The following is a 16,382-nucleotide window of genomic DNA, read 5'->3' as shown; positions in this document are numbered from 1 at the left end:
TGACCCATCGTTCGGTCTGGAAAGATGAAGTCACGCTTGCGCCTGCGTATACTGGCCGGCCTTGATTGTTTTGGCTGATTTCGCGGAGCGTCCTGCATGTCCGGCAATACCTACGGCAAGCTGTTCACAGTCACCACCGCTGGCGAGAGCCACGGTCCGGCCCTGGTGGCCATCGTCGACGGCTGCCCGCCGGGGCTGGAACTGAGCGTGGCCGACCTGCAGCGTGACCTTGACCGGCGCAAGCCCGGCACCAGCCGGTACACCACCCAGCGTCAGGAACCGGACGAAGTGGAAATTCTCTCCGGGGTGTTCGAGGGGCGCACCACCGGCACCTCCATCGGCCTGCTGATTCGCAACACCGACCAGAAGTCCAAGGACTACTCGGCCATCAAGGACCTGTTCCGCCCGGCTCATGCCGACTACACCTATCACCACAAATACGGCGAGCGCGATTACCGCGGCGGTGGCCGCAGTTCGGCGCGGGAAACCGCCATGCGCGTGGCCGCCGGCGCCATCGCGAAGAAATTTCTCGCCGCCCAAGGCATTGTCATTCGCGGCTACATGAGCCAGCTGGGCCCCATTGAAATTCCTTTCAAGAGCTGGGATAGCGTGGAGGACAATGCCTTCTTCAGCCCTGACCCGGACAAGGTGGAGGAGCTTGAGGCCTACATGGATCAGCTGCGCCGCGACCAGGATTCAGTCGGGGCAAAGATCACCGTGGTAGCCGAAGGCGTCAAGCCGGGGCTGGGCGAGCCGATCTTCGACCGGCTCGACGCCGACCTGGCCCACGCCTTGATGAGTATCAACGCGGTCAAGGGCGTGGAAATCGGCGCCGGATTCGCCTCGGTCGCCCAGCGCGGGACCGAGCACCGTGATGAGCTGACGCCGCAAGGTTTTCTCTCCAACAACGCCGGTGGCGTGCTGGGCGGGATCTCCTCCGGCCAGCCGATCATTGCCCACCTGGCGCTCAAGCCGACGTCCAGCATCACCACGCCCGGCCGTTCCATCGACGTTGCCGGGCAGCCGGTGGAGGTCATCACCAAAGGGCGCCACGACCCCTGCGTCGGCATTCGCGCCACGCCGATCGCCGAGGCAATGATGGCCATCGTGCTGATGGACCACTTCCTTCGCCATCGCGGGCAGAACGCCGACGTACGGGTCACCACGCCGGTGCTGGGTCAATTCGAGGAATGACGGCATGGGCTACCTGACGGTCTACCACCAAAGCAGCCCGCAGTTGCCAAACAAGGTGCTGACGCACCTTGAAGACATGGCCGCCACTCTCGCCGAACTGGGCGTGACTCTGGTCCGCTGGCAACCCCAGGCGCCGATCACGCGTGAAAGCGGTGATGCGGACATTGCCGCTGCGTACCAGTCGTGCATCGACCGCTTGAACCAGGCGGCGGGCTATACCCATCTGCACGTGGGGCGTGCTAACCGCGAACATCCCCAGAACCCGGAGTGGCGCGCGCGGCTGCGTGGCGAGCATCGCCTGCCCCATGCCCATACCCGGGTGTGGGCGGCCGGGCGCGGCCTGGTCTACCTGCACATTGGCGAGTATGTCTACGGCTTGCTCTGCGAGCAGAACGATGCACTGACTATTCCTGCGGGCACGGCGCATTGGCTGGACATGGGTGAAGCGGCGCATTATGTCGCCATTTGGCTGGGTCATGCCCAGGAGGGGGAGGGGATGCAATTCACCGGCGAGGAGATCGCCAGTCTGTTCGCTACGCTCGAAGCCTGAACGGCCGGCATTGACGCAGGGCCAGCATGCAGTGGATCACGGGTCGCGTAACGTGCCTGTGAACCGTTCGCCGCACTGGCTGTCAGAATGTGTGAAGGCGGGTCTTGAATCGCTGCTCGACTTCACAGGGCCCCACTCATCAATGAGAAGCAGGCCCTGCAAAAAGTCTGCGCGAGATCAGGCCGAGTGATAGGTCGGCAGGGCGAAACGGTTCTGGCTTTGCAGCAGGCTGATGGCTGGCAGTTCGCTCGCCTGGCCGGCAAGGTCGCGGCGGATAGCGCTGATCACCCAGGACAGTTGTTCCGGGGTATTGAGCTGAGCGTAGGAAATCGAGCGGCGGATCTGCTTGCCTTCGCCATCACGCAGGGTCAGCAGCACGGCGCCGTCTGGGCGAGGCTGGGTGACGACATCGTATTCAGCGAAAACGGATGCGAATTTTTCTTGAAGGAAGTTCATGGAAAGCTCCTGACTCTAGGTTGGCAGACTTGTGAGTAAGGAGTGCAGTCAACGTGCCAGCTTTTGTAAAATAAAAAACCCTTTAAAATCAGTAATTTATGAGTGTGCGAATTTTTACGTCTCGTGCATTTTGCATGAACGGCCACCAGGCACCCTGCAATATGAGCGGAGCGCGAATGGGCAGCTGACAAAAGGATGGCAGTGGAGAGGTCGGGCGAGGAAATTTTTGCGGCGCTTGTACTGTCTATGACCTCACAAGGCTCATTAATTCCATGCAGTGCACCGATAGCCAACGCCAGTTGGAGATGTGGTCAGGGTTTGGCGAGACTGGCGTCATTCTTCACACCTTCAGCCAAGCAGCGGCCCAGGAGATTCACATGTCCACCATGCAAGATGCCCGGCAGATGACCGACGACGAAACCGCTCAATTTGCCGCCGAGGTGTTCGACGTGGCGCGCAAGGGCGATGCGCAGATGCTCGAGCGTCTGCTGCAGAACGGTTTGCCAGCCAACCTGCGCAACCACAAAGGCGACACCTTGTTGATGCTGGCCAGCTATCACGGCCATCAGGAGGCAGTGCGGGTGCTGTTGCAGCATCAGGCCGATCCGGAGATCCGCAATGACAACGGCCAGAGCCCGATTGCTGGTGCCGCCTTCAAAGGCGACCTGGCTGTGGTGCAGTTGCTGGTCGAGCATGGTGCCCAGGTCGAAGGCTCGGCGGGCGATGGTCGTACCGCGCTGATGATGGCTGCGATGTTCAACCGCGTGGCCATCGTCGACTACCTGCTCAGCCACGGTGCCAACCCCGAGACCCGGGACGCCAAGGGCATCACTGCGCTGGGCGCCGCCCAGGCCATGGGGGCCAACGACACCGCCGCGCAGCTGCAGCGTCTGGTCCATTGAGGCTGATGCTACTTCGAGGGCGCGATAGCCGCTATCATGCGCGCCCTTTCCCGCATCAGGCCGGCGCCCATGCCCACCGATATGAAGCAACAACTCGTCGAGCTGATTGGCAAGATCAGCTCGGGCTGCCTGGCCGAAGAGGCGATCCTGCGCATCGCCGATGAAGCCAGCCAGGCCTATGCCGATCCCCAGGCCTTTCTCGCCGCCAATGCCGATATCAACTACGACGACAGTTTCCCGATCAGCCTCGGCGAATGGGTAGTAGTCGGCAGCCTGCCTGACACCGTGCTGTTTCAGGCCGACACCTACACCGACTTGCTGGCCCAGATCATCGACTCGTTCGGCCCCGGGGTTGCCTTCAATCTCAAGCCCAAGCAGTTGGCCAAGGCCCAAGCGTTGACCGCGCTGAATCGCATCCAGGTGCAGATGAGTGCGTTGAGCCAGGACCGCGGTGGCTACACCCTGGTCAACTTCAGCCGGCTGCTGGATGACGAATTGCAAGTGGTGCTGGTGTTCGGCGAGGACGTGCCGCGGGTGCTGGAGCTGTGCGCCGGGCTGCAGATCGATGCGGCGGTGGCGTTGGAGGCGTTGAAGATCGCGGTGCATCAGTAGTGTGAAGGGCCGAGGTGGAAGGGGCGCACCACTGCGCAGAGGCAAGTGTTCATGGAACCCTTGCCTGCGGCCGCTATCCTAATGATGGCAATTCATCCTCTGGAGCAGTCTCATGGGTTCTACCTTCAATAGCCTGGTCGGCCTGATCATTCTTGCCCTGGATATCTGGGCCATCATCAACGTGTTCAAAAGCTCCGCCGAGGTCGGCATGAAAGTGCTGTGGGTCCTGCTGATCCTGTTGCTGCCGGTGTTGGGCTTGATCATCTGGGCCATCGCCGGACCGCGCGGCAACGTTCGACTGTAACGCCGATCCCCGCTCTTCGCGTCACACCTGACCGCCGCCAGCCCCTCGCTGGCGGCGGTTTTGTTTCCGGGTGTTGCCCAGCCGGGTTGTCGGCAAATCAGTCGCGAAATCTCAACAACTTTTTCACATTTCATCCCTGACAATCGCCGGCTCTGTAAGATGTGCGCCGCTGTATCGCACCCTTCAATTCAAAAAACACTACGGATCCTTCCCCGACATGGCCAAACCGGACGCCTTGGGTCAGAAGCGCGGCTTGCAACGCCCGCCACCGACCATCAAATCGCATCTCGCCTACATGCTGCTCAGCGGCGCCGCCATCATGCTGCTGCTCAGCCTGCTGCGCCTGGCCCTGTTGGCCTACAACCGGGAAATGATCCAGTCGACCCCGGCCTCGACCTTCGTCGAGGCCTTTGGCAACGGCTTGCGTTTCGACCTGCGCCTGGTTGTCTACACCCTGATTCCGCTGGCCCTGGCCATGCTGCTGCCCGGCCTGATGGCGCTGCGCGGGCTGTGGCGTTTCTGGCTGACCCTCACCTCGAGCATCATGCTGTTCCTCGGCCTGATGGAAATGGACTTCTATCGCGAGTTCCACCAGCGTCTCAACGGCCTGGTGTTCCAGTACGTCAAGGAAGACCCGAAAACCGTTCTGAGCATGCTCTGGTACGGCTACCCGGTGGTGCGCTACCTGCTGGCCTGGGTCATCGTCACCTGGCTGCTGAGCCTGGTGTTCAAAGGCATCGATCGCCTGACCCGGCCGCGCGGCGTCCACGCCGATGCCACACTGGCTCGCGCCAGCCTGGCGCCCTGGTACCTGCGCATCGGCGTGATGGTTTTGGTGCTCGCGATCATCGTGCTGGCCGGCCGCGGTACCCTGCGCCAGGGCCCGCCGCTGCGTTGGGGTGATGCCTATACCACCGACTCCAATTTCGCCAACCAGTTGGGCCTCAACGGCACGCTGCAACTGATCAACGCTGCCAAAAGCCGGATGTCCGACGACCGCGACAATATCTGGAAGGGCACTCTGCCGCCTGCCGAGGCCCAGCAGACCGTGCGCGACATGCTGCTGACGGTCAACGACAAGCTGGTTGACCCGGACACCGCTGCAGTACGCCGCGACACCACGCCGCCGGAGCAGAACACCCTGCCGATCAAGAATGTGGTGGTGATCCTCATGGAAAGCTTCGCCGGCCATTCGGTCGGTGCGCTGGGCGACGAGTCCAACATCACCCCGGCGTTCGACCAGCTGGCTAAGCAGGGCCTGCTGTTCGACCGCTTCTTTTCCAATGGTACCCACACGCACCAGGGCATGTTCGCCACCATGGGCTGCTTCCCCAACCTGCCCGGTTTCGAATACCTGATGCAAACCCCGGAAGGCGCGCACAAGTTGTCCGGCCTGCCGGCGCTGCTGAGCCGGCGCAAATATGACGACGTCTACGTGTACAACGGCGACTTCGCCTGGGACAACCAGTCCGGGTTCTTCAGCAACCAGGGCATGACCACCTTCATCGGGCGCAATGACTTCATCAACCCGGTGTTCTCCGACCCGACCTGGGGCGTGTCTGACCAGGACATGTTCGACCGTGGCAACCAGGAGCTGATTGCCCGCGAGAAGACCGGCAAGCCGTTCTATGCACTGCTGCAGACCCTGTCCAATCACACCCCGTACGCCCTGCCCAAGGACCTGCCGGTACCACCGGTGACCGACAAGGGTTCGCTCAACCAGCACTTGACCGCCATGCGCTATGCCGACTGGGCAGTGGGCCAATTCTTCGAGAAGGCGCGCAAGGAGGCCTACTTCAAGGACACGCTGTTCATCCTGGTCGGCGACCATGGTTTCGGCAACGATCAGCAGATCACCGAAATGGACCTGGGCCGCTTCAACGTGCCCATGCTGATGATCGCGCCCGGCATCCAAGACAAGTTCGGCGCCGTCAGCCACACCGTGGGCACGCAGATCGACATCGTGCCGACCATCATGGGCCGCCTCGGCGGCGAGAACCGCAACCAGTGCTGGGGCCGCGACCTGCTCAACCTGCCGGATGGCGACAAGGGCTTCGGCGTGATCAAGCCTTCGGGCAACGAGCAGACCGTGGCGATTGTTTCCGGTGACCGCATCCTGGTCGAACCCAAGGACATGCCGCCCAAACTCTACCGCTACGAGCTGGGCCGTACGCCCAAGGCCGAGATCATCGACGCCCCGGACATCCCGGACCTGCGGCGCAAGCTCGACTCGTTCATCCAGACGGCGACCAAGAGCCTGCTGGACAACACCGCTGGGGTGGAGCCGTCCAAGTAAACCTTTTCAGGTTGTGGGCTTGCACGGGGGGCCGGAGCGAAGCCCCCGTGCGGCCTATCGCGGGCTTCGCGCGCTCCGCTTGTTTCGACCAATAGGCGCCCTGGAACGGCACGTTCGAAACCCGCGTAGGAGCGCGCGAAGCCCGCGATCAGGCCCCGCGCGCGGCCCTCTCCCAGCTGCAGATTCGAACCTTCCTGCCTTTGAGCACCCCACCTGAACGAACCCCCCACCCCTCGGTCAAGATTGTTGTAAGCCGCACCACTCCGATCTTCCAGACGAGGAGATACACAACAATGAAACAGTGGAAAATCAGCTACAGCGATCAAGATGGCGTTGCCCGTGAGATGGACGTCGAGTTCGCCGATTGCCCCTCCATCGAAGAGGCGGCCCAGCTGGTTCGTGCCCGATTGTTTCCGGTAACCGCCGAGTTGGACCTCAACGATTTCGAGGGTCGCGACTCTGCCCCCACGGCCCGGACCCTCAAGGCGCAAAACGCCGTGGCAATCACTGACATTGCCGAGGCGGTTGCCTGAAACGTTTTTTTGGCGCCAGCTGGCACTGGCGCCAACCCCGCGTTACTCTGCAGGCGGATGGTCATCATCCTGTCCTGTCCGCTTGAAGCCAGCCACCGTCGTCGTGGATGAAAGGGATACGTGCATGCCGTCGGCTGACGTTTCCCCGCAGTATTGAAAGTCTATCCGTCGTTAAACGTGAGGAGGACGATTCATGAGCACAGCCCATCAAGAAGACATCAGCACCCACGTGCTACGCCGCATGAAAGAGGGCGGTTTCGACTTCGCCCGCATTCACCCCATCGAGTTCTATGCCACCTTCCCCGACGAAGACCGTGCCCGCAAGGCGGCGGGGAAATTTCGTGGCGAATCGCTCAACGCCCAGGTCAGCGAGCGCGATGATGGGGCATGGCATCTGGAACTGAGCAAACTCATGTACGCCACGTATGGAGGTATAGGCGAATTCGAACATGACTTCGAAGCGGTCATCGAACCCCTGGGCGGCGAGATCGAGGGTTGGGGCGTCAAGCACGAGCTGCCGCGCAAGCCGGTCTGAGCAAAAAAATGGCCACCTGGTAACAGGTGGCCACAAAGGGAAGTTGGGATGAGGAGTGTCGCGTCAGAAAACTCTCCTCGAATGCTGTCATTATCGATGGCGCACGCAGGTTGTTGAAATCAACTCTGTCTATGCAGGTCATAGTAAAAAGCCACACCAGCGGCGCTTCGCAATGAAGCGCCCTCCGTTCAGTTGGCGCAAGAACCGCACAGGAATGGTGCGAGGCTGTTGCAATGGCTTTCCAACTGGTTGATTTAAAACAATTTATGCCGATGGCACGGGCCTTGCGAAGGCTCATGGGTCCGGGTGACAAGGAGTACGGCATGATCCGCACCTTTTATGATGAGATGTACGACGCAGGCGGCCTGGTCCGCCCGCACTATCGCGAGTTCGCGCGCTGGCTCGCCGATACGCCGGCCGAGCTGCTGGCCCAGCGCCGGCGCGAAGCCGACCTGCTATTTCATCGCGCCGGCATTACCTTCACGCTTTATGGCGATGAGCAGGGCACCGAGCGCCTGATTCCGTTCGACACCATTCCGCGCAGTATCCCTGCCAGCGAATGGCGTGTCGTCGAGCGCGGCTGTATCCAGCGGGTCAAGGCGCTGAACATGTTCCTCGCCGACCTCTATCACGACCAGCGCATCATCAAGGCCGGGATCATCCCCGCCGAGCAGGTGCTGGCCAACGAGCAGTACCAGCTGGCGATGCAAGGTCTCGACCTGCACCGCGACATCTACTCGCACATCTCCGGGGTCGACCTGGTACGCGACGGTGACGGCTCGTACTACGTACTCGAAGATAACCTGCGCACCCCCAGCGGCGTCAGCTACATGCTCGAAGACCGCAAGATGATGATGCGCCTATTCCCCGAGCTGTTTGCCGCGCAGCGCATCGCGCCGATCGATCATTATCCCAACCTGCTGCTGGACACCCTCAAGAGTTCCAGCCCCCTGGACAACCCCAGTGTCGTGGTGCTGACCCCTGGGCGGTTCAACAGCGCGTTCTTCGAGCATGCGTTCCTGGCGCGGGAAATGGGCGTGGAGCTGGTCGAGGGCGCGGATCTGTTCGTGCGTGACGACAAGGTGTTCATGCGCACCACCGACGGCCCCAAGGCAGTGGACGTGATCTATCGCCGGCTCGACGACGCCTTCCTCGACCCCCTGGCCTTCAACCCCGAATCGATGCTCGGCGTGCCGGGGCTGCTCTCGGCCTACCGCTCGGGCAACGTGGTGCTGGCCAACGCCATTGGTACTGGCGTGGCGGACGACAAGTCGGTTTATCCCTTTGTCACCGACATGATCCGTTTCTATCTGGACGAGGAGCCGATCCTCAAGAACGTGCCGACCTGGCAATGCCGCAAGCCCGACGAGCTGTCCCACGTGCTGGCCAATCTGCCCGATCTGGTCGTCAAGGAAACCCAGGGCTCCGGCGGCTACGGCATGCTGGTGGGGCCGGCCGCCACGGCGGCTGAAATCGAGAATTTCCGTGCGCGCCTCAAGGCGCGTCCGCATGCCTACATCGCCCAGCCGACGCTGAGTCTGTCGACCTGCCCGACCTTCGTCGAAAACGGCATCGCGCCGCGCCATATCGACCTGCGCCCCTTCGTCCTGGCCGGGCGTGAAACCCGCGTGGTCCCGGGCGGCCTGACCCGCGTGGCGCTGCGCGAGGGCTCGCTGGTGGTGAACTCCTCCCAGGGCGGCGGGACCAAGGATACATGGGTAGTCGAGGACTAAGGATGCGTGCCAAATGCTAAGTAGAACTGCCTCGGATCTGTATTGGATGTCGCGCTACCTGGAGCGTGCCGAAAACCTGGCACGCATGCTCGACGTCAGCTACTCGCTGTCGTTGATGCCCCAGGACGGTCGCGGTGATGGCCTCGACGAGATGGCCATGCCGCTGCTGATCACCGGTACCCTGGACGACTATCTCGAGCGCCACGGCCAGCTGCACGCCGAGCGCCTGCTGCACTTCTTCGCCCTCGACGCAGCCAACCCGGCCAGCATCTACAGCTGCCTGGGCGCGGCACGGGCTTCGGCCCACGCGGTGCGCGGGCGCATCACCGCCGACATGTGGGAAAACATCAACGCCACCTGGCTGGAAATTCGCGGCATTGCCGAGCAGGGGCTCAGCCGCTACGGCATGAGCCGCTTCTGCGAGTGGATCAAGGAGCGTTCGCACCTGTTTCGCGGGGCGACCTACGGCACCATCATGCGCAACGACGCGTTCCGCTTCATTCGCCTGGGAACCTTCATCGAGCGCGCCGACAACACCCTGCGTCTGCTCGATGCCCGCTACGAAATGCTTGGCGACGAAGCCGAGTCGGTGGACGACAGCTCGGCGCGCGGCTATTACCAATGGAGCGCGCTGTTGCGCGCCTTGTCCTCCTTCGAGGCTTACACCGAGATCTACCGCGATGCCCCGGCGGCACGCCCGGTGGCCGAGTTGCTGCTGCTGCGCGCCGACGTGCCGCGCTCGTTGCGCGCCTGCACCGAGGAGATCGACCAGATTCTCGGCGTGCTGCCGGGCGCCAACGGCCGGCCGGCGCAGCGCATGGCTGCCGAACTGGATGCACGCCTGCGTTACACCGGCATCGGCGAGATCCTCGACGAGGGTCTGCACGAGTGGTTGAACGAATTCATCCCGCTGGTTGCACAGTTGGGCAACGCTATTCACAGCTCTTACCTGGAGGCTGTATGAGACTCTCGATCAGTCACGAAACCGCCTATCACTACGACGATGAAGTCCGCGCCAGCATTCAGTACCTGCGCCTGACCCCGCACGACAGCGAGCGCCAGCACGTGCTCAGCTGGCAGCTCGACCTGCCACGTCCGGTCAAGGCCCAGGTCGACCCCTTCGGCAACATCCTGCACGTGCTGACCATCGACGACCCGCACAATGCGATCATCATCGGCGCCCGCGGCCAGGTTGAAATCGACGAAACCCGCGAGGCCGAACACGAAAGCCAGTCGCCGCTGCCGTTCCTGCGCTTCACCCGTCTGACCGATGCCGACGAAGCCATCCGCGCGTTCGCTGCCGAGCAGTGCAAGCACAAGGATCGCAACGCCCTGATCGACCTGATGCAGGCGCTCAACCAGCACATCACCTATACCCCCGGCGCCACCGAAGTGGAAACCAGTGCGGCCCAGGCTTTCGCCAACCGTGCCGGCGTCTGCCAGGACCACACTCACGCCTTCATCGCCTGCGCGCGCAGCCTGGGGGTGCCGGCGCGGTACGTGTCGGGCTACCTGTTCAGCGAGAACAGCGAGCACCTGGCCAGCCATGCCTGGGCCGAGGCCTGGCTGGACGACGCCTGGTACAGCTTTGACGTGACTAATCAATTGGCGCGGCCCGAGCGGCACCTGAAGCTGGCCGTGGGCCTGGACTACCTGGACGCCTGCCCGGTGCGTGGCATGCGCCGCGGCGGTGGCTTCGAGCAGATGCACGCCAAAGTGGTGGTGACCCCCACGCCGGGCGTGCAGAGCCAGGGCTTCGGGCCTGGGCAGTCGCAGAGTCAGGGGCAAAGCCAGACCCAGACCGCCAATCTGACCGGTAGCCAGACCCAGGGCTGATTTTCCGGCTACGCTGTCTGGCACCCAACGCTGCCGCCTTCGGGCGGCAGCGTCGTTTCAGCGCTTGCGCATTCGAGCCGATTGACTCGACCCGGGCTCGGCCAGCAGGTCTCAGCCAAAAAGTCGCCCGACATTGGGCAGAATGAGCAGAAGGGTGGTGGCAGCGACGATGAGTCCGGCCTGACGTACTTTCGAATGTTTGAACATGACTGTTGCCTTTGTTGTTGTTTTTCCGAGCGCGGCAAGGCGAAGAAGCCTTAGGCCATGGGCACACTTGCTGACCGCGCTTGGCGAATGCGAATGCTGATTTAACCTTAGAGCGCCCTTGGGACCCGCGTCACGCTTGGCTTAGAATCGTTTTGTATAGTGAACTGAAATTTAAAGGCATGATTGCAATAAGGCCTCGGGCCATGTCGCCGTGAGCGCCCCGGCTAGACGGGTTACAGGCTAAATCGCTGAATGGGCTGACGTTCGACCGTTCATCTGGCTGGCCTGATCGATCCCTATTGCTTTGCGAACACAATCCGGGGCACGCTTGATTCGTTCTTTTTCGTTTTTTATCGTGTGGGCCCATTCATGTCGCTACGCATCTGCATTCTGGAAACCGATGATCTGCGTCCCGAGTTCGTCGAGCGCTATCAAGGCTACGGCCGCATGTTCGAACAGCTGTTCACCCGCCAGCCGATTGCCGCCGACTTCAGCATCTACAACGTGGTCGAGGGGCAGTACCCGGCTGACGAGGAAAAATTCGACGCCTACCTGGTGACTGGCAGCAAAGCCGATTCGTTCGGCAGCGACCCGTGGATTCAGACGCTGAAGCACTACCTGGTCGAGCGCTATCGGCGCGGTGACAAGCTGCTTGGCGTCTGCTTCGGCCACCAGCTGCTGGCGCTGGCGCTGGGCGGTCTGACAGAGCGGGCCGTGCAGGGCTGGGGTGTGGGCGTCCACCAATATGAGGTCAAGGGCTCAGCGCAGTGGATGTCGCCCAAGCTCGATGAACTGGACCTGCTGATCAGCCACCAGGACCAGGTCACGCGCCTGCCGGAGGGCGCCGAGGTGGTCGCATCGAGCTCGTTCTGCCCGTTCGCCGCCTACCACATCGGCAATCAGGTGCTGTGCTTCCAGGGGCACCCGGAGTTCATTCATGACTACTCCCGGGCGCTGCTGGAACTGCGCCAGGACCGCCTGGGCGAAGAGCTCTACGCCAACGCCATCGCCAGCCTGGAGCGCGATCACCACGGTGAAGCGGTGGCCGAGTGGATGATGAGGTTCGTGGCGTCGGCGTGACGGTCGCCCGGCCTGGCCCCCTCCCGCAGACGGGTGAGGGGCCGCCAGGCCGTTATATTACAGCCACCCCGAGCGCTTGAAGCTCGCATACAGGCTGACACAGCCCACCACAATGACCCCCAGCACGGTGTAATAACCGTAGTGCCAACTCAGCTCGGGCATGTTCTGGAAGTTCATCCCGTAGATGCCGGCAATGGCGGTCGGGAAGGCCAGGATCGCCGCCCAGGCGGCGAATTTGCGTTGCACCAGGCTCTGTCGCGACGACTCCAGCAGGACGCCAATCTCGATGGTCTGGCTGGCGATGTCACGCATGGTGTTGAAGTCTTCCATCTGCCGGTTGACGTGAATCTGCACGTCGCGAAAGTACGGGCGCATGTTCTTGTCGATGAAAGGGAAGTCCAGGCGCTGCAGTTCTTCGCTGATCTCGACCATGGGTGCGACGTAGCGGTGCAGGCGCAGCAGATCGCGGCGTAGGCTGTGCAGCTTCTGGATGTCGGCTTCCACCAGCGGTGCATTGAGCACATTGCGCTCCAGCACCTCGACCTCGGCGTGGATCGACTCGCCCACCGGCTGGTAGCAGGAGGTGACGAAATCGAGGAGGGCGTACAGCACGAAGTCCTCGCCGTGTTCCAGCAGCAAGGGACGGGCCTCGCAGCGTTGGCGCACTTGGGCGTAGGACTTCGAATGGCCGTTGCGGCAGGTGATGACGTAGCCGCGGCCGGCAAAGATATGGGTTTCGATGAACTGCAGCACGCCGTTCTCGCGGATCGGCGAATAGGTGACGATGAACAGCGCGTCGCCGAAGGTTTCCAGCTTGGGGCGGCTGTGTTTTTCCAGGGAGTCCTCGATGGCCAGTTCGTGCAGGTCGAACTGGCTTTGCAGCAGGGTCATTTGCTCCTGGTCGGGTTGCTCCAGGCCGATCCAGACGAAGTGACCGGGAGTGTGCGCCCACTTGGCGCCGTCTTCGAGGTTGATATTGCAGACTTTGCGGCCGCCGTTGTACACGGCGGAGGCGACGATTCGACCCATGGCATGGCTTCTTGATCAGGCTGCAGCGTTTTATTGTGATGCCGCGACGGCGAGCCGCTCGGCGCCCTTGTCAGAATCAGAACCTGGCGCACGAGGGCAGTTCCAGCCGCCATGCCGCGGCGGGTGCGGTCAGTGCAAAGGCAGGTGCTGGTCCAGCGTGATCGCCGCGTCGAGGCTTTGCAGCAGGTCCTTGCGCACCTTGAGCTTGGTGTTGCGATGGGCCGTCATGTTGATCTTCTTCAGTTGCCCGGCCACCGCCAGCGCCGTTTCGCGCAGCTGCTCCGGCGCCACTACCTGGTCGAGGAAGCCGGCCTGCAGCGCCGCGTCGGGGCCGAACATCTCGCCGTTGATGACCGAGCGCTGGAAAGCCGAGCGGCCCAGGCGATCACGCGCCAGCTCGATGCCAGCGTGGTGCATGGTCATGCCGATCTGGACCTCGTTGAGGCCGATCTGGAACGGTCCGCTGACACCTATGCGGTAGTCCGCCGACAGCAGCAGAAACGCGCCCTTGGCCACTGCATGGCCGCTGCAGGCAACGATGACCGGAAACGGGTGGCTGAGAAGGCGGCGGGCGAGGGTGGAGCCCGCAGTCACCAGGCTGACGGCGTTTTGCGGGCTGGAAGTCATGACCTTGAGGTCATAACCCGCTGAGAGGATGCCCGGCTGGCCGGTGAGGATCACCACAGCGCGGTCCTGTGCGGCGCGGTCGAGGGCACTGTTGAGGGCGCTGATCACATCCGGCGAAATCGCGTTGACCTTGCCATTGTTCAGGGTCAGGGTGGCAACACCATCTTCCAGCAGGTAATCGAGCAACTCGGTCATGGCCATGTTCCTTGTAATGTTGTGCCGCAGAAGGTACCCACCGCCAGCGAACAGGTAAAGCGCCGTGACTGACCGATGGGTCACGCCGCGCACCTGCCGCGCTTTTGTGGCTCGGCTTAAGCGCATGAAAATCTTGCAAAAAAGCTTTGCCATTGGTGGCGCTTTCGACTACATTAGCGCGCCTCGACAGACCGAACAGGTAGGTCGAGAAACGGTGAAGTGTCCGAGTGGCTGAAGGAGCACGCCTGGAAAGTGTGTATACAGGAAACTGTATCAAGGGTTCGAATCCCTTCTTCACCGCCACATTCAAAAACAAAAAGCCCCGCTCTGCGGGGCTTTTTGTTTTGACCTGCAAAAAATCCAGGTCAATTGTCTAGGCGACCTGTGGCGCCGAGTGCGACGTTCACGCATAAAAAAACAGCCCGGACACGGCTACAAACTGCGAGCCGTGTCGGGCTGTTGGAAAACGTCAAGCAACTTGCTGTCAGTTGGTGAAACGGATCAACAGTTCACAGACGGTGTCAACATCGGCCTTGCTCAGGCTCATGTGCAACGGCAGCGACATGATTTCTTCGCTGGCTTGTTTGGCGGCGGGGCAAGTGCCGGCACCAAAGGAATACAGGCCATATTCGGTGTTATCACGATAGTGCACGCCCGGGTACACTTCGTTGCTGTTCAGGACGGTCAACAGTGCATCGCGGTTCTTCACTCGGATCTGCAGCAAGTGCGTCGAGGATTCACAGCCCGGTGCCACTTCGACAATATGGATACCTGGTTGGCCGGCGAGGCCTTCGCGGTACCAGTTGGCCAATTGACGACGGTAGGCATTGTCCTGGTCAAGGTATTTGAGCTGCACGATACCGATGGCCGCCATGATCGAGTTGCCGTGGTACTTGTAACCCAGCTCTTCGACGTCGTACATCCACTTGTAGGCACCTTGCGCTGCAGTGCGCGCATAGGTGTCCTTGTTGATGCCCAGCCAGCTCAGCTTGCGCACCTGTGCGTCGTCTTCCTGGTCGCGGAAGCAGATCATGCCCGAGTCGGCGGTCGGCAGGTTTTTCACGGCCTGGAAGCTGAACACGGTGCAGTCGGCGTCTTGCCCGACATGCTTGCCATTGAGGCGGCTGCCCGACATGTGCGCGGCGTCGAGGATCAGTTTGAGGCCGCGCGCACGGCACAGCTCGGCGATCTTCTCGTACTGCCCGGTGTTGCCGCCGATGCCGACGAAGAGCACGGCGCGGGTCTTGGCGGTGATGCGGCGCTCGACGCTTTGCGGATCGAGGCACAGGTACTGGTCAACGTCGGCGAACACCGGCTGCATGCCGGCGTACAGGATGGCGTGGTTGCTCGAGACAAAGGTCAGGGGAGTGGTGATGACTTCGTCGTCATCGGCCCAGCCGTTCTTTTTCTTGAACAGCTCGATGGCCAGGTGCAGGCCCACGGTGTTGGAGCTCAGGAAGTGCGCGTTGGGCAGGCCGGTATAGGCCTTCCAGTCGGCTTCCATGGCTTCGGTCTTGAAACCCATTCCGGTCCAGCCTTTTTCAAGGCATTCGCGAATTGCTTCGAGACACTCGTCAACACGAAATTTAGGTACAAAAAGCTGAATTGCCATGAGCGGTGCCCTGATAAGTTCGATTAACCCGGCGCCTGCTATTAATAGCGCGGCACCCTTCCTTTGGTTCCAATGTCAATAGTACGCACTCAGTGACGAAATGCGTCACTTGCGTAATTCATGAGTGATGCGTGACTACGCAGACAGGAGCACCCCTCAAAACGCGGTCTTGAAGATATTCTTGCAAACTTGCAGCGGATATCATTAGTTATGCTTGCTGGTCGGCAGGCAGGCAGGCAGTCGTCTAGGTCAATTGATTCGAGAATCAATTTCATTTGTCTTTTATAGAATCACCCAACTCGGCGTAGATCATCCGAAGTATCACCAAACTACCCGGAGCACGGACTGCCGCCGACCAAATCATATCGGTAGGACCTGCCAATGTCAGGGGGTGTACCGTTTTCTTGTGACACGATGACTGACGACACAATCGTGAACCAATTAACACGGTGGTGGCAGGGTAATGGCCCCCTCTACCGTCGTCAAGATGAACTCTTCGATGTTTATATCGGCAGCACGGCCGTCGCCATGAAGCCGTTCGTCGGCAAATTCACTGCTCAGGCGTTTCAAGCCCTCGTTCAAATCGCCGGCAGACCAGGCGCTGGCAATGAAACTGCGGCCCAAACGTTTGCTCAGGGCTTTGCAGGTTCGATGCCAAGTCTTCGATAGTGGCTAAATGCC

At 61.5% G+C, this 16,382-nt stretch carries 17 protein-coding genes and 1 tRNA gene; 14 read left to right on the top strand and 4 right to left on the bottom strand.

Annotated elements, in window-relative coordinates; all coding sequences use genetic code 11:
• The first annotated feature begins 96 nt into the window (after window positions 1-96).
• Complete coding sequence (aroC, locus tag SFA35_RS19750) at window positions 97-1,194, top strand: chorismate synthase (RefSeq protein WP_320572198.1); 1,098 nt, start codon at window positions 97-99, stop codon at window positions 1,192-1,194.
• A gap of 4 nt (window positions 1,195-1,198) precedes the next feature.
• Window positions 1,199-1,744 carry an acireductone dioxygenase gene (locus SFA35_RS19745; protein ID WP_320572197.1) on the top strand — a complete coding sequence of 182 codons (546 nt, stop codon included), beginning with the start codon at window positions 1,199-1,201 and terminating at the stop codon, window positions 1,742-1,744.
• A gap of 177 nt (window positions 1,745-1,921) precedes the next feature.
• On the opposite strand, the gene SFA35_RS19740 is transcribed toward SFA35_RS19745, so the two are convergent.
• On the bottom strand, window positions 1,922-2,200 hold the full coding sequence (locus SFA35_RS19740; protein WP_320572196.1) for a DUF3509 domain-containing protein: 279 nt from the start codon (window positions 2,198-2,200) through the stop codon (window positions 1,922-1,924).
• Window positions 2,201-2,577: 377 nt separating this feature from the next.
• Here SFA35_RS19740 and SFA35_RS19735 point away from each other — a divergent pair, with 377 nt between their 5' ends.
• From SFA35_RS19735 to SFA35_RS19690, 10 genes are all read left to right on the top strand, one after another.
• A complete protein-coding gene (locus tag SFA35_RS19735; RefSeq protein ID WP_320572195.1) occupies window positions 2,578-3,102 on the top strand; it encodes an ankyrin repeat domain-containing protein in 525 nt (174 codons plus the stop codon).
• Window positions 3,103-3,183: 81 nt separating this feature from the next.
• A complete protein-coding gene (locus tag SFA35_RS19730) occupies window positions 3,184-3,714 on the top strand; it encodes a hypothetical protein (RefSeq protein WP_320579133.1) in 531 nt (176 codons plus the stop codon).
• Window positions 3,715-3,826: 112 nt separating this feature from the next.
• Window positions 3,827-4,018 (top strand): PLDc N-terminal domain-containing protein, encoded by a 192-nt coding sequence (locus SFA35_RS19725; protein ID WP_320572194.1) that lies wholly within the window; start codon window positions 3,827-3,829, stop codon window positions 4,016-4,018.
• Between the two features lie 217 nt (window positions 4,019-4,235).
• Complete coding sequence (locus SFA35_RS19720; protein WP_320572193.1) at window positions 4,236-6,314, top strand: LTA synthase family protein; 2,079 nt, start codon at window positions 4,236-4,238, stop codon at window positions 6,312-6,314.
• A 293-nt stretch (window positions 6,315-6,607) separates the two neighbouring features.
• Window positions 6,608-6,847, top strand: a complete 240-nt coding sequence (locus SFA35_RS19715) for a hypothetical protein (protein ID WP_320572192.1) — start codon at window positions 6,608-6,610, stop codon at window positions 6,845-6,847.
• Between the two features lie 193 nt (window positions 6,848-7,040).
• Complete coding sequence (locus SFA35_RS19710) at window positions 7,041-7,382, top strand: ribonuclease E inhibitor RraB (RefSeq protein WP_320572191.1); 342 nt, start codon at window positions 7,041-7,043, stop codon at window positions 7,380-7,382.
• Window positions 7,383-7,705: 323 nt separating this feature from the next.
• On the top strand, window positions 7,706-9,115 hold the full coding sequence (locus SFA35_RS19705) for a circularly permuted type 2 ATP-grasp protein (protein ID WP_320572190.1): 1,410 nt from the start codon (window positions 7,706-7,708) through the stop codon (window positions 9,113-9,115).
• 13 nt (window positions 9,116-9,128) lie between these two features.
• The gene (locus SFA35_RS19700) at window positions 9,129-10,079 is read left to right on the top strand and encodes an alpha-E domain-containing protein (protein WP_320572189.1); all 951 of its coding nucleotides are present in this window, start codon (window positions 9,129-9,131) and stop codon (window positions 10,077-10,079) included.
• A complete protein-coding gene (locus SFA35_RS19695; protein WP_320572188.1) occupies window positions 10,076-10,951 on the top strand; it encodes a transglutaminase family protein in 876 nt (291 codons plus the stop codon). Before SFA35_RS19700 ends, SFA35_RS19695 begins: the two co-directional genes overlap by 4 nt.
• A 576-nt stretch (window positions 10,952-11,527) precedes the next feature.
• Window positions 11,528-12,238 (top strand): amidotransferase, encoded by a 711-nt coding sequence (locus SFA35_RS19690; RefSeq protein WP_320572187.1) that lies wholly within the window; start codon window positions 11,528-11,530, stop codon window positions 12,236-12,238.
• A 57-nt stretch (window positions 12,239-12,295) separates the two neighbouring features.
• Here SFA35_RS19690 and SFA35_RS19685 read toward each other — a convergent pair whose 3' ends face one another.
• Together SFA35_RS19685 and SFA35_RS19680 are read right to left on the bottom strand one after the other, a co-directional pair.
• The gene (locus tag SFA35_RS19685; RefSeq protein WP_320572186.1) at window positions 12,296-13,267 is read right to left on the bottom strand and encodes a magnesium and cobalt transport protein CorA; all 972 of its coding nucleotides are present in this window, start codon (window positions 13,265-13,267) and stop codon (window positions 12,296-12,298) included.
• A gap of 129 nt (window positions 13,268-13,396) precedes the next feature.
• Window positions 13,397-14,089 carry a crotonase/enoyl-CoA hydratase family protein gene (locus tag SFA35_RS19680; protein ID WP_320572185.1) on the bottom strand — a complete coding sequence of 231 codons (693 nt, stop codon included), beginning with the start codon at window positions 14,087-14,089 and terminating at the stop codon, window positions 13,397-13,399.
• A gap of 213 nt (window positions 14,090-14,302) precedes the next feature.
• On the opposite strand from SFA35_RS19680, the gene SFA35_RS19675 reads away from it, so the two are divergent.
• A tRNA-Ser gene (locus SFA35_RS19675) sits at window positions 14,303-14,392 on the top strand.
• 181 nt (window positions 14,393-14,573) lie between these two features.
• Here SFA35_RS19675 and SFA35_RS19670 read toward each other — a convergent pair.
• On the bottom strand, window positions 14,574-15,614 hold the full coding sequence (locus SFA35_RS19670; protein WP_320572184.1) for a DegT/DnrJ/EryC1/StrS family aminotransferase: 1,041 nt from the start codon (window positions 15,612-15,614) through the stop codon (window positions 14,574-14,576).
• Window positions 15,615-16,115: 501 nt separating this feature from the next.
• On the opposite strand from SFA35_RS19670, the gene SFA35_RS19665 reads away from it, so the two are divergent.
• Window positions 16,116-16,370: a hypothetical protein gene (locus SFA35_RS19665; RefSeq protein ID WP_320572183.1), complete on the top strand. Its 255-nt coding sequence runs from the start codon at window positions 16,116-16,118 to the stop codon at window positions 16,368-16,370.
• The last annotated feature ends 12 nt before the right edge of the window (window positions 16,371-16,382 follow it).

Source organism: Pseudomonas sp. HR96, from assembly GCF_034059295.1.
In the GTDB taxonomy this organism is placed as follows: domain Bacteria; phylum Pseudomonadota; class Gammaproteobacteria; order Pseudomonadales; family Pseudomonadaceae; genus Aquipseudomonas.
Note: the sequence above shows the minus strand (reverse complement) of the source record. Positions and strands in the feature narration are given on the sequence as shown.

What these genes read in the sequence shown, in the direction of transcription:
- aroC (WP_320572198.1), top strand. Translation starts at nt 97, where the DNA reads ATGTCCGGCAATACCTACGGCAAGCTGTTCACAGTCACCACCGCTGGC.
- SFA35_RS19745 (WP_320572197.1), top strand. Translation starts at nt 1,199, where the DNA reads ATGGGCTACCTGACGGTCTACCACCAAAGCAGCCCGCAGTTGCCAAAC.
- SFA35_RS19740 (WP_320572196.1), bottom strand. Translation starts at nt 2,200, where the DNA reads ATGAACTTCCTTCAAGAAAAATTCGCATCCGTTTTCGCTGAATACGAT.
- SFA35_RS19735 (WP_320572195.1), top strand. Translation starts at nt 2,578, where the DNA reads ATGTCCACCATGCAAGATGCCCGGCAGATGACCGACGACGAAACCGCT.
- SFA35_RS19730 (WP_320579133.1), top strand. Translation starts at nt 3,184, where the DNA reads ATGAAGCAACAACTCGTCGAGCTGATTGGCAAGATCAGCTCGGGCTGC.
- SFA35_RS19725 (WP_320572194.1), top strand. Translation starts at nt 3,827, where the DNA reads ATGGGTTCTACCTTCAATAGCCTGGTCGGCCTGATCATTCTTGCCCTG.
- SFA35_RS19720 (WP_320572193.1), top strand. Translation starts at nt 4,236, where the DNA reads ATGGCCAAACCGGACGCCTTGGGTCAGAAGCGCGGCTTGCAACGCCCG.
- SFA35_RS19715 (WP_320572192.1), top strand. Translation starts at nt 6,608, where the DNA reads ATGAAACAGTGGAAAATCAGCTACAGCGATCAAGATGGCGTTGCCCGT.
- SFA35_RS19710 (WP_320572191.1), top strand. Translation starts at nt 7,041, where the DNA reads ATGAGCACAGCCCATCAAGAAGACATCAGCACCCACGTGCTACGCCGC.
- SFA35_RS19705 (WP_320572190.1), top strand. Translation starts at nt 7,706, where the DNA reads ATGATCCGCACCTTTTATGATGAGATGTACGACGCAGGCGGCCTGGTC.
- SFA35_RS19700 (WP_320572189.1), top strand. Translation starts at nt 9,129, where the DNA reads ATGCTAAGTAGAACTGCCTCGGATCTGTATTGGATGTCGCGCTACCTG.
- SFA35_RS19695 (WP_320572188.1), top strand. Translation starts at nt 10,076, where the DNA reads ATGAGACTCTCGATCAGTCACGAAACCGCCTATCACTACGACGATGAA.
- SFA35_RS19690 (WP_320572187.1), top strand. Translation starts at nt 11,528, where the DNA reads ATGTCGCTACGCATCTGCATTCTGGAAACCGATGATCTGCGTCCCGAG.
- SFA35_RS19685 (WP_320572186.1), bottom strand. Translation starts at nt 13,267, where the DNA reads ATGGGTCGAATCGTCGCCTCCGCCGTGTACAACGGCGGCCGCAAAGTC.
- SFA35_RS19680 (WP_320572185.1), bottom strand. Translation starts at nt 14,089, where the DNA reads ATGACCGAGTTGCTCGATTACCTGCTGGAAGATGGTGTTGCCACCCTG.
- SFA35_RS19670 (WP_320572184.1), bottom strand. Translation starts at nt 15,614, where the DNA reads ATGGGTTTCAAGACCGAAGCCATGGAAGCCGACTGGAAGGCCTATACC.
- SFA35_RS19665 (WP_320572183.1), top strand. Translation starts at nt 16,116, where the DNA reads ATGACTGACGACACAATCGTGAACCAATTAACACGGTGGTGGCAGGGT.